Below are 12,630 nucleotides of genomic sequence, written 5' to 3' on the forward strand. Positions count from 1 at the left end.
ATTATATTTATAAATCTATAAGAAAAAGTAATTAAAGACTCATAGTTAAAAGACTAAATTTATATATGAATAGTTTTATAAGACTGTGAAAAAGAAAATAAATATGAATAAGATTTCTATTAAATCGTGGGCATTAGATGATAGGCCAAGAGAAAAACTAATGTCTAAAGGAAAAACAGTATTATCAGACGCTGAGCTAGTCGCTATTTTAATAGGTTCAGGTAACAGGGATGAAAGTGCGGTTGCTTTAGCTAAAAGAATATTACTATCAGTAAATAATGATCTAAATGCATTAGCAAAGTTATCGGTAGAGGAGTTAATGAAGTTTAAGGGAATAGGGGAGGCGAAAGCAATATCGGTAGTAACAGCCTTAGAATTTGGGAAAAGAAGGCAATTTGAAGAAAGAGCTACCGTGCCAAAAATCAAGAGTTCTAAAGATGTAGCAAAGATTATGCAACCCCTTATAGGAGATTTGCAGTATGAAGAATTTTGGGTATTGTACCTCAATAATTCAAATAAAGTATTAGCAAAACATCAGTTAAGTAAAGGTGGTTTTACAGCTACATTGGTAGATGTTAGGTTGCTATATAAAAGAGCCTTAGAGCTTTCTGCAATTGGAATAATTGTTTGTCACAACCATCCTTCAGAAAAATTATCACCAAGTAAATCAGATGTTGATATAACAGAGAAGATAAAACAAGCAGGTGTTACTTTAGATATTAAATTATTAGATCACTTAATAGTTACTGAAAAAGCTTATTTTAGCTTTGCAGATGAAGGAATTTTATAATCGTTTTACGATTACTAGTTAATGTTTATGATACTTATTTACACTCACAAAGTTACTCCAAGAGTACGTTATATTTTTAAACATATTTTTACTCGTATTTTACAAGTTAAAATTGATTTTACAGGTAAGGTAGAAGAGTTTGTAGCTTATAATGGACCTAAGTTTTCATATACAAATGTCCCTTTAGGAAAAGAATTCTTTGTTCAGAGTAATGAGTTGCTGTTTCAGCAAGGAATAAAAGATGTAGAGATAGTAATTCAAAAATGGGATGAAATTCCTTGTTTCTTTCCAGCCGTTGAAGCCTCTGAAATTCCGTTTGATATTTTTGCTGCTAGCTTCTTCTTAGTTTCAAGGTATGAAGAATATTTACCACATATAAAAGATAAACATGGGAGATTTACAGCAAGTGAGAGTATAGCTTATCAAAATGGTTTTTTAGAGAAACCCTTAGTTGATATTTGGGGCTATAAATTTTTGGAAACTTTGAAACAAAAATTCCCTGATTTTGAACATACAACGAGGAAATTTGAATATATATCTACAATTGATGTTGATAATGCATACGCATATAAGCATAAAAGCTTTATTAGAACAATTGGAGGCTTTTTAAAGGACGCTTCTCAGTTTAAGGTTTTTACTATTTGGGATAGATTTGCTGTACTTTTTAATATTAAGAAAGATCCTTTTGATACGTTTGAAAAAACTATTGAATTAAAGAAAACCTATAATGTAAGAACCATATTTTTCTTTTTAATAGGTGATTATACTACATTTGATACCAATGTGTCAGCTTCAAAAAGAAAATTCAAATTATTAATAAAGGATATGGTTGATTATGCTCGTGTTGGGTTACACCCGTCATATTACACGATGAATGATGCTATAATGTTGAAAAAAGAAAAAGAACGTTTAGAGGCAATAACGAATATGCCAATTAAACGATCAAGACAACATTATTTACGAGTGTCTTTACCTGAAACTTATCAACAGTTAATAGATTTAGAAATAGAGGAAGATTACTCTATGGGGTATGCAACGCATGTGGGATTCCGTGCAAGTACTTGTACTCCGTTTTACTTTTACGATTTAGATTTTGAAATTCAAACACCCTTAAAAATATTTCCGTTTGCTTTGATGGATACAACGTTAAACGATTATATGAAGTTGACGCCAAAGCAATCTTTAGGGAAAATTAGAGATTTAAAAAATGAAGTAAAGGCAGTAAATGGTACTTTAATAACGGTGTTTCATAATGAAAGTTTGAGTAACTATTTAAGATGGAGAGGATGGAATAGATTATATAACTCAATGCTTAAAATAGTAGGAAATGTTTAGAGAAGAAATGGAAATAAAGCATTTGTTTTTTGATTTAGATCACACGTTATGGGATTTTGATAGAAATTCTAAACTAACCTTTCAACAGATTTTCGAAGAACAAAAAATTAATATCCCAATACATGATTTTTTAAAAGCGTATATTCCTGTGAATTTAAAATACTGGAAACTCTATAGGGAAGATAAAGTAGAAAAATCAGCACTAAGATATCATAGGTTAAAAGAAACATTTGATAGTTTAGAGTATAGAGTTTCTGATAATTTGATTAATCTAATATCTGAAGATTACATTCGTTATTTACCTAACTTCAACTATCTGTTTGATGATGCTATTGAGGTTTTACAGTATTTAGAGAAAAAGTATCATTTACATATTATTACAAACGGTTTTGAAGAAGTACAAAATTTGAAATTAGAAAAATCAGGAATTCATACTTTTTTTAGAGAAATAATAACTTCTGAATGTGTCGGAGTTAAAAAGCCAAACCCTAAAGTTTTTGAATTTGCATTAGGCAAAGCAGGAGCAAAGGCACATCAATCGGTTATGATTGGAGATAGTTATGAGGCAGATGTGATGGGGGCGATAAATTCTGGTATGAGAGCTATTCACTTTTCACAAGAAAATAAAGGTACCGAAGGACAACGAGTAAGTACCTTGGTAGAGTTAAAAAAATATTTATAGGTTTAAAGCTATATTTAATAAAAACAATAAAAAATGAAAAAAATACTTTTAATAGCGTTATTTATAACAACAGCAAGCTTTGCACAAAAGTCAATCAATAATTATAAATACGTAATAGTACCTAGCAAGTTTGATTTTGTAAAAGAAAAAGATAAGTATCAAACAAGTTCACTAACAAAATTTTTATTTAATAAATACGGATTTGCCGCTTTTTTAGAGGATGAAAAATTACCAGAAGAGACTGTAAACAATAGATGTTTGGTTTTAACAGGGGTAGTTAAAGATGATTCTGGGTTGTTTACAACAAAAAGTATTGTAGAATTAAGAGACTGTTATAATAAGGTGGTGTTTACTTCGCAAGTAGGAAGAAGTAAAGAAAAAGAATATAAAAAAGCGTATCATGAAGCCATTCGTAATGCTTTTAAATCGATTGAAGCTTTAAAGTATAAATATGTTCCGTTACAAGAAGATGTTGTAACTAAAAACAAAGAAGTACCAGCCTTAGCTGTCATATCAAAGGCAGCTGAAAGCACACCAGCTGAGGTTGTTGAAAAGCCAGCTAAGGCTAAAGAACAATTATTCGCACAGCCCATAGCTAATGGATTTCAATTAGTAAATATGAAACCAGAGGTTGTTTTTCAAGTATTAAAAACCAATGTAAAGGATGTTTTTGTAATTAAAGATAAAAACGGAATTTTATACAAAAACGGAAATTCTTGGTTTGCTGAATATTATAATAAAGGTGATAAAATTGAAAAACAATATCAGATAAAATTTTAAAAGTAAAAAAAAGAGAGTTTGTAAAACTCTCTTTTTTTAATAATTATACTTGTCTTTCCAGCGTTGTTTTAATAATTCTCTAAATTGATTTTCCCGAGCGTTATTTCCTGGTTCGTACAATTTAGTGTTCTTAATTTCATCAGGTAAAAATTCTTGGTTCACAAAATTCCCCGCATAGTTGTGCGAGTACTGATACTCTTTTCCGTAGTCTAAATCTTTCATTAGTTTAGTAGGAGCATTTCTTAAGTGAAGAGGAACAGACAAATCTCCTGTAGTTTTTACCAAGTTTTGAGCTTCGCCAATCGCTATATAAGAAGCATTACTTTTTGCTGAATTGGCTAAATAAACAGCACATTGACTTAAAATAATTCTAGATTCGGGATAACCAATAACTGAAACAGCTTGAAACGTATTATTAGCTAGAATTAAAGCCGTAGGGTTTGCATTACCAATATCTTCAGAAGCTGCAATTAACATTCTCCTAGCAATAAATTTCACATCTTCACCTCCTTCAATCATTCGTGCTAACCAGTATACAGCAGCGTTAGGGTCACTACCTCTTATAGATTTTATAAAGGCAGAAACAATGTCGTAATGTTGTTCGCCAGTCTTATCATAACGAACAGTATTTTTTTGAATTTTAGATAACACTAATTCATTAGTAACCTCAATTTCATCATCAGCAGCGACCAATAACTCAAAAATATTCAAAAGTTTTCTGGCATCACCTCCAGAAACCTGAAGAAGTGCGTCGGTTTCTTTTAAATTGATTTTTTTTTGAGAAATGATTTCATCTTTTTCCATCGCTCTATGTAAAAGAGCAATCAAATCATTTTTATCAAAAGAATTTAAAATATACACTTGGCATCGAGAGAGTAGGGCAGGTATAACTTCAAAACTTGGATTTTCTGTTGTTGCACCAACTAAAGTTACCCAACCTTTCTCAACAGCACCTAGTAAAGAATCTTGTTGTGATTTACTAAATCGGTGAATTTCATCAATAAATAAAATTGGATTTTTCTGAGTGAATAGTCCTCCACTTTTTTTAGCTTTCTCAATAACTTCACGAACATCTTTTACACCTGAACTAATAGCGCTTAGAGTATAAAAAGGACGTCCAGATTCATTTGCAATAATATTTGCTAAAGTAGTTTTACCAATTCCTGGAGGTCCCCATAAAATTAAAGAGGGTATGATTCCTTGTTTAATATGATTAGTTAAAATACCATTTTCACCCACCAAATGTTGTTGACTAATATAGTCACCTAAACTTTGTGGACGAATTCTTTCTGCCAAAGGTTGATTCATAATGTAAAAATAGCAAAGATTTATGACAGAAGTTCATAAATACTACTTTGGATTTATTTTTGTTATTTTTAGCATTATGAAAACTGAACAACAACTAAAATTTTCTCCGACAATCTTTACAATTCCACTTTTATTTGTATTTACCATATGGTTTGTATACTGGTTAGAAATAAAATTTGGATGGAATTTTAACAAGTTTGGAGTGTTTCCAAGAAATTTTAGTGGCTTAAAGGGCGTTTTCTGCTCTCCTCTTATTCATAGTGATACTAATCATCTTTTTAATAACTCTGTTCCGTTATTTGTGCTTTCAGCATGTCTTTTTTATTTTTATAGAAAAGTAGCAGTAAAAGTTTTGGTGTATGGAGGAGTTATAACTGGATTATTAACTTGGATAATTGCAAGAGAGTCGTACCATATTGGAGCTAGCGGAATTGTGTATTTACTTTTTAGTTTTGTGCTTTTTAGTGGGATAATAAAAAAGAATTATAGATTAGTAGCTGTCTCATTTATTACTATTTTTCTATATGGAAGTATGGTTTGGTATGTGTTACCTATTAAAGAGGGTATGTCTTGGGAAGGTCATTTATCAGGATTAATCACAGGAGTAGTATTAGCTTTGTTATATAGAAATAAAGGAATAGTTAAGGAAAGATTTGAATTCTCCAAAACAGAATTTGATGATATGTTTGATGATGATGGTAACTATGTTCCGCCAATTATTGAAGAAGAAGTAGAATTGAAGGAAATAAATTACCGTTACATCTATAATAAAGAAGAGGAATAAAAAAATCCTGCATTGAGCAGGATTTAAAATATTATAAACGTTGTCTTACGGCTTCGTATAAAAATGCGCCACATGCAACCGATACATTAAGAGATTCTATTTCTCCTAGTAATGGCAATTTAGCTTTATAGTCCATCATTTTTAAAACAGAGTTACTTACTCCTTTGTGTTCTGACCCCATAACAATTGCAATAGGTTGGTTAAAATCAACATCAAAAACTGAATCTTCAGTTTTTTCAGTAGCAGCAGCTAATTTAATGTCAGCAGCTTTTAGTTGAAAAATAGCGTCTTTTATATGATCTACTTTACAAATAGGTACTTTAAAAGCAGCCCCAGCTGAGGTTTTGATAGTTTCAGCATTTACAGGAGCACTACCACTCTTTTGAATAATAATTCCATTAACACCCGTACATTCTGCAGTTCTTATAATAGCTCCAAAGTTTCTTACATCTGAAACTTGATCTAATAATAAGAACAGGGGAGTTTTGTCTGATTCTAATGTTTCTTCAATTAAGCTTTCTAAATCATAAAAGTCAATAGGAGAAATCTTAGCAACAGCACCTTGATGGTTATTATGTTTAGATAAACGGTCTAATTTCTCTGTAGGAACTACACTAGTTGAAATTTTATTTTTTTTCAAGAGCTTATCTAATTGAAAAAATAAGTCTCCTCTTAAGCCTTTCTGAAGGTATACTTTATTAATAGAAGCTCCACTTTCTATAGCTTCAATAATGGCTCTAATACCAAAAATGTTTGTGTTTTGTTCCATGCTGCAAATGTAGTTGATTTTATGGTATAAAAAAACCACCTCATTTCGAGGTGGTTTAAATCATAAGAAAACCTTATTGATTATAACCGGTATTTTGAACCATGTTAGAATTGGCATCCATTTCATCAATAGGAATTGGCATTGCCAGTTTATGATCTCCATAAGGTATTGTAGCTTCAATATTTTGTAAAATAGAAACCTTTTCTATCCCTTTCCCTGTTCTTAATAAGTCATCATATCTGAAACCTTCAAAGATTAACTCTTTCCTTCTTTCATTTAAAATATCTTCCTTAGTCACTGTAGTATAAGGATCAGCATTTCTATTTGAAGTTATTTTATTTAATTCAGTTAAGGCATCACCACCTGTTTCAAATAAAGCTTCGGCGTAATTTAAAATAACTTCTTCAAAACGAATTATGGCAACATTATCATAACCATTTAATTCAGGATATTTACCTAGGTTTCTTAGTTTAGATCCTTCATAACCTAAAATATCAGCTCTAACATCACCTGCTGTGTAAATATTTTCTACTTCAGGTAAAACTTGTATATCTCCATAAGTATCACCTTTATACATAAAACCTAAACTATTACCTGCAAGATTATCTACATTACTAAAAGCAAGCTCAAAGATGGAGTTTTGAGACCCGTCTGAAGCAAAAGAAGCTACATAATTAGAAGCGGGAATTATAGAGTAAACACCTGAATCTATAACCGCTTTTGCTGCAGCTTTAGCTTCTTCCCACATACCAAAATATATAGCAACCTTAGATTCTAAAGCTTTAGCTGTAAATTTAGATACAGTTTGTTTTGATGAGTCAAAATAATTATTTTGCATCATGCTAAAAGCAGTTTGTAAATCTTCAATAATGAAAGATTTAACCTCTTCAATAGTATTTCTAGAAGGGGAAGTAGCTTCACTTGAGAACTCTTTAATGTAAGGTACACCTAGAGTACCTCCCGTATGCTGTTGACCATAATTACGTAATAAGTCAAAATGAGCTAAAGCTCTAATAGCATAAGCTTCTCCTTGTAAATGTTTAGCAAAGTCCTTATCACCAGATAAAGAAGTAATATCTTTGCCAATAACTATGTTGGCAGAGGCTATTACAGCATAAGCTGGTGTCCATACACCATCAGAAGTAGAAGGGAGGTAACCAAAAGCTCCTTGAGTTAAGAAACGACCAGAATTACCATTTGCAAATGTATTATCTGTTCTTACTTCGTTATTAATTATAAAATCTCTACCATAATAATTAGACTGAGTCATTTGATCATATGCACCAAACATAATACCTTGTAGGTCATTAACAGTGTTTATATTTCCGGTAAGATCTTTATCCTGAGCTAGTGTTGGGTCTAAATCTTCAGTTCCACATGAAGAAAGAAACACTAAAAAAACAAAGGAAAATGTATATAGTATTTTATTCAAATTTTTCATAATATTAAAATTTAAAATTAAATCCAACAGATATAGTTTTAACTGGAGGAGTTGTTAAACTTGTAAAACCATTAGCTTGAACTTCAGGGTCATACTTTAAGTTTTTATCTTTAACCCATGTATATAAATTAGTACCTCTTAAAAATACTCTAGCACCATCTAAAAAACCAACATTATCTAATATTTGAGGAGCGAAATCATAGCCAAAAGTTACATTTTTAAGTCTTATATAATCTCCATCATACAAATATTTTGTGTGCTGTTGTTGTGGCCAACTTTTAGTTCCATAAATAACCTTTGAAACTCTTGTAATATCCCCAGGCTCTTGCCATCTGTCAAGAACAGTGTTTATTGCATTAAATAAATCTAATCCATACCTGTCATTACCATTTGTATATCTAGTCCAATCTTCAAACACTTGATGACCTCCAGCATAATAAGCATTAGCATCTAAGAAGAATCCTTTATAATCTAAATGAATATTCATACCAGCCGTTAATGTAGGTAAAGCTGAAGTACCCTGAAAAGCTCTTTCTGCTTCAGAAATATTCATAGTTGTAGCACCATCCTTTCCGTTTACGTAAAATGTATCTTCACCAGTAGCAGGGTCAACACCAGCAAATTTACGCATATACCACTCGTATACTGTATGGCCTGATTGAACTCTTCTAGTACCTGTAACAATATTAATTTCTTCTCCATTTCCATCTACAGCCATCTCTAATACTTCGTTATCAACAGTAGCTAAATTACCACCGATACTAAAGTTAAAATTATCAGAACGTATGATTTCATAGTTTAATTCAAATTCTAAACCAGAGTTTTCCATTTTACCAATGTTTCTAGTTTGAACAACATCGCCATTAGCATCAACAATACCAGTAGTTATAGAAAGAGGAACATCTAGTAATAAATCTTCAGTATTTCGTTTGTAATATGATACACTACCAGATAATCTGTTTTGGAACAAACCAAAGTCAATACCTGTGTCAAAAGTACTTGCTGTTTCCCAAGATAAATCAGGGTTACCTAATGTGCTTACATAAGGAGCAGGCTGATCGGCATAACCTCCATCAAAACTTAACTTTGATTGAAATGTATTTAATCCAATATTAGCATTACCAGAAACCCCGTATGATGCACGGACTTTAAGATTATTTATAACATTACTGTCTGCAGCAAAAGCTTCATTATGAATATTCCAAGCTACACCAGCAGACCAAAAGTTACCCCATCTACCTTTTCTAGGAAATCTAGAATTTCCTTCTCTTCTAAATGTAAGGTTAGTTATATATCTATTATCATAAGAGTAATTAAGCATAGCTAGATAAGAAGCAACACTCCAATCAGTAAATTGAGCATCAGCATCTTTATTACTTGAAGCAGAATTAATATTAGTTAAGCCGTCAGCACCAAAATTTTCTGCATATGCATATAAATAGTTACGTTTGTTTTCTTGATATTCTTGCAATAACTTAACATCAAATTTATGAGATCCTCCTAATATGAAATTATAATCTAAAGAATTTTGATATACTGTATTTGTAATAGTTCTGTTAGTTCTAGTTCCGCTACCATTAACGTCCATACCATCACCGTGAACTCTGTTTTGATATTCTTTATAATCAAAAACTTGATAATCAACATTGATTCTTGTAGTAAAAGACAAGTTTTCAATAGGAGTTTCCCATGTCAATGAATTGTTAGATATAAACCTTGCTAATTTAGTTTCATTAATATCATTTTCAGCAATCCATAAAGGGTTTCTAACATTAGTATAGCTTAAAATATCTTGAGTATTTATTGAACCGTCAGCGTTATAAGGATTAACTAAAGGACTCATAAAATATTTAGCGGTCCTAGGAGAAGAGAAATACGCACTTTGTTCTAATAATCCATCTTGAATAGTATTAGAAAAACTATTATTAGTACTTAATTTAAGTTTACTGGTTAAATCTCTATCATATTTAAAAGAAGCAGATAATCTCTCAAAATCAGATCCAATTACTGTAGCTTCAGATTGGTATAAACCTAAAGAAGCATAAAACCTAGAAACATCATCACCTCCAGTAGCAGATAAGTTATATTCTTTTGTTACAGCATCTTTATTTTTAATAGCATCAGCCCAATTATAAACTTGTCTACCAGCATTGTTCCAGTCAGTATATTCAGTACCAAAAGCACCAGGGTTAGACTGATAAAAATCCTTAGCCTCATCTTTACTAAACCCATAATCTGCACCATAAGTATTGTAAAGAGACTCATAGTAAAGCATCTCTCTTTCAGCTGCGGTAAGCATAACAGGACCTTCGACTGCGTCATTTGAAAAACCAACAGAAGTGTTAAAGTTAAAAGAGGTTTTTCCACTTTTACCTTTTTTAGTTGTAATAACTATTACACCGTTAGCACCTCTTGCACCATAAGCTGCAGTAGCAGAAGCGTCTTTCAAAACAGTAATACTTTGAATATCATTACTGTTTATACTAGAAAGTGTAGAGAAAGTAGAGGTAGCCGTTGATGCAGCAAGATCAGTGTTAGTTAAAGGTACTCCATCAACAACATATAAAGGTTGGTTGCCAGCAGTAATTGAACTAATACCTCTAATTCTGATATCTTGAGTAGAACCAGGGGTACCAGAAGTACCTGAAATAGCTAAACCAGCTACTTTTCCTTGAAGTACTTGGTCAACTGACGCAACAGGGACTTGAGATATTTCATCTGAGTTGATTTGTACTGTAGATCCCGTCAACTCGCTTTTACTTTTGCTACCATACCCTAGTACAACTACTTCTTCAAGTAAATTATCACCTTTTAAAAGTGCGTTTATTTGATTTGAGTTGCCAACAGTTTTTTCAATAGTTTGCATACCTACAAAACTAAAAACTAAAACATCTCCTGTTTTTGCTTGAATAGAGTAATTTCCATCAAAATCTGTTTCAGTCCCCTGAGTAGTACCCTTTTTTAAAATTGTAACTCCAGGTAGAGGACCCGTCTCATCTGAAACAGTACCTGAAATTGTTCTTTCTTGTGCAAAGGATATTTGCACAATTAACGCTAGGAATAGCGTTAAAATTCCATTAAACTTTGTTCTCATTATGTAATTATTTGAATTAATTAGCTGCTAAAATCATAAATATATCTTAAATAAACAATTTTTTAACATAAAAAAGTGCCTTGATATCAAGACACTTTTAAAGTTACAGTTTATGTTCAGTTATGTGTAAATATTAATTTACATCCCAAAACAACTTTGATATCATGGTGTCACCATCAGAGAAGCCCTGTCTAGCAGCATCCCAATTAGATCGATTTAGTAATTGTTCTTTCTGTGGGTAACTTACTCTATTAGGTATAGTGTTTAACCCTGGAACTAAAGTAGTGAAAGTAGCAGATCCAAAAGTGTCTCCAGGTACAGATAAAGTATTAGGGTACCCAGTTCTTCTATATTCAGTCCAAGCTTCCAACCCGTCCATATATAGAGCAATATATTTTTGAGTTAAGACGTTTTCTTCATTAGCAACAGGTAACATTGCTACATAGTTGTCAGCATCTGATAAAGGAACTCCCCAAGACTCCATTGAAGCTTTTACTCCGTTTTCATAATTTGTTTGATCCCAGCCCTTGAATTCAGACCTTATAAATTCCATTTCAGCATAAGATAATAGAATCTGGTTGTAGTCTGGTTTGATTATTTCAGAGCTTGGGATACTTTCATTTTCAACAGCACGGGCAACGGCATTACCAAAACCATAAGGAATACCAACAATTTCAGTTGTGCCTAATCGTGTATCAAAATATTTAGTAACTCTAGGATCTTCTTCAGTAATTGCAGAGAATGGCCCAACACGGTTGTATAATAAATCCGTAAAAGATAATGCAGGAGCAAAATCTCTTCGAGATTCAACTGTAAATGCATTATGCCAAGGTCCACCAGTTATGTCATCAGTACCATATTTAAAAGTGGCATTGTCTGCATTAGAATTAAAAGCTTTGGAGTTAGATTCGTTAAATACCGTCATAGCTAAAGCATTATTGTAATTGTAAATGTGGTTAGCTAATCTTAATCTTATAGAATGAGCAAACTTAACCCATAAAGTAGGTTCTCCACCATAAATGTTATCTCCTGAATTAAATACAGTTTTAGAAGAGTCCATTTTATTTGCAGCATCTAATAATTCAGTTAATAAGTCTTCATAGATAGTTTCAGCATCAGTATATGCTGGACTATTTATTCCTTCTTCTAGGCGTAAAGCTTCAAAAGCAGTATTATCCTTTTGTCCATAACTCCAGTAAGGTACATTCCCAAAAGTGTCAACTAGTTTAGAGAAAGTGAATGCCATCATTATTCTTGAGGCCTGTATTTGATTATTGTTATCGCCATAAGCAGACATTAAAACAGCAGTTTGAGGGTCTTCATTTAATTCGATAACTTTTTTTAAGTCAGTTAAAATTAAATAAGGTTCCTGCCATAGATCATCTATTTGAGAAATCCTTAAAGCATATCTGTTTTCGTCAGTGTAAAATTCACCAGCCCAATATTGAGCAAACCCTAACATACCTCTTCCACCAGTCCATTGGTCATTTAGTTCATAGGCTAAATTAAACTGAGCACTTGTTACTAGTTGAGTAGAAGGAGCTATTTCAGGATTGTCAGGATCATTAATGTAATCTGTATCACATGCTAAAAAAGAACTTAGCAAAAGTGAAGCGAATATATATTTTATTTTTTTCATCTTATTAT

10 protein-coding genes are annotated in these 12,630 nt (G+C 31.9%); 5 read left to right on the forward strand and 5 right to left on the reverse strand.

The genetic code is table 11. The features are described 5' to 3' along the window. The first annotated feature begins 103 nt into the window (after positions 1-103). Genes radC through ACTPNM_RS06025 form a run of 4 tightly spaced genes read left to right on the forward strand, consistent with a single transcriptional unit; the run spans position 104 to position 3,587 of the window. A complete protein-coding gene (gene radC / locus ACTPNM_RS06010; protein ID WP_440121009.1) occupies positions 104-790 on the forward strand; it encodes a RadC family protein in 687 nt (228 codons plus the stop codon). A gap of 27 nt (positions 791-817) precedes the next feature. Next, positions 818-2,125 (forward strand): polysaccharide deacetylase family protein, encoded by a 1,308-nt coding sequence (locus ACTPNM_RS06015; RefSeq protein WP_440121010.1) that lies wholly within the window; start codon positions 818-820, stop codon positions 2,123-2,125. After that, on the forward strand, positions 2,118-2,807 hold the full coding sequence (locus ACTPNM_RS06020; protein ID WP_440121011.1) for a YjjG family noncanonical pyrimidine nucleotidase: 690 nt from the start codon (positions 2,118-2,120) through the stop codon (positions 2,805-2,807). Before ACTPNM_RS06015 ends, ACTPNM_RS06020 begins: the two co-directional genes overlap by 8 nt. A 33-nt stretch (positions 2,808-2,840) precedes the next feature. Continuing rightward, positions 2,841-3,587, forward strand: a complete 747-nt coding sequence (locus ACTPNM_RS06025) for a hypothetical protein (RefSeq protein WP_440121012.1) — start codon at positions 2,841-2,843, stop codon at positions 3,585-3,587. Between the two features lie 36 nt (positions 3,588-3,623). Here ACTPNM_RS06025 and ACTPNM_RS06030 read toward each other — a convergent pair whose 3' ends face one another. Next, positions 3,624-4,895 carry a replication-associated recombination protein A gene (locus ACTPNM_RS06030; RefSeq protein WP_440121013.1) on the reverse strand — a complete coding sequence of 424 codons (1,272 nt, stop codon included), beginning with the start codon at positions 4,893-4,895 and terminating at the stop codon, positions 3,624-3,626. Between the two features lie 22 nt (positions 4,896-4,917). Here ACTPNM_RS06030 and ACTPNM_RS06035 point away from each other — a divergent pair, with 22 nt between their 5' ends. Beyond that, positions 4,918-5,679 (forward strand): rhomboid family intramembrane serine protease, encoded by a 762-nt coding sequence (locus ACTPNM_RS06035; RefSeq protein ID WP_440121014.1) that lies wholly within the window; start codon positions 4,918-4,920, stop codon positions 5,677-5,679. A gap of 31 nt (positions 5,680-5,710) precedes the next feature. Here ACTPNM_RS06035 and rlmB read toward each other — a convergent pair whose 3' ends face one another. The 4 genes from rlmB to ACTPNM_RS06055 all read right to left on the reverse strand — a co-directional run bounded on the left by rlmB (position 5,711) and on the right by ACTPNM_RS06055 (position 12,622). Then, positions 5,711-6,448, reverse strand: coding sequence for a 23S rRNA (guanosine(2251)-2'-O)-methyltransferase RlmB (gene rlmB / locus ACTPNM_RS06040; protein ID WP_440121015.1), 738 nt, complete (start codon positions 6,446-6,448; stop codon positions 5,711-5,713). Between the two features lie 73 nt (positions 6,449-6,521). After that, positions 6,522-7,889, reverse strand: coding sequence for a RagB/SusD family nutrient uptake outer membrane protein (locus ACTPNM_RS06045; protein ID WP_440121016.1), 1,368 nt, complete (start codon positions 7,887-7,889; stop codon positions 6,522-6,524). A 4-nt stretch (positions 7,890-7,893) separates the two neighbouring features. Further along, on the reverse strand, positions 7,894-10,983 hold the full coding sequence (locus ACTPNM_RS06050) for a SusC/RagA family TonB-linked outer membrane protein (protein WP_440121017.1): 3,090 nt from the start codon (positions 10,981-10,983) through the stop codon (positions 7,894-7,896). 133 nt (positions 10,984-11,116) lie between these two features. Next, positions 11,117-12,622, reverse strand: coding sequence for a SusD/RagB family nutrient-binding outer membrane lipoprotein (locus tag ACTPNM_RS06055; RefSeq protein ID WP_440121018.1), 1,506 nt, complete (start codon positions 12,620-12,622; stop codon positions 11,117-11,119). Positions 12,623-12,630 lie beyond the last annotated feature (8 nt).

This window comes from Tenacibaculum sp. Ill, assembly GCF_051938915.1.
Lineage (GTDB): Bacteria > Bacteroidota > Bacteroidia > Flavobacteriales > Flavobacteriaceae > Polaribacter > Polaribacter larymnensis.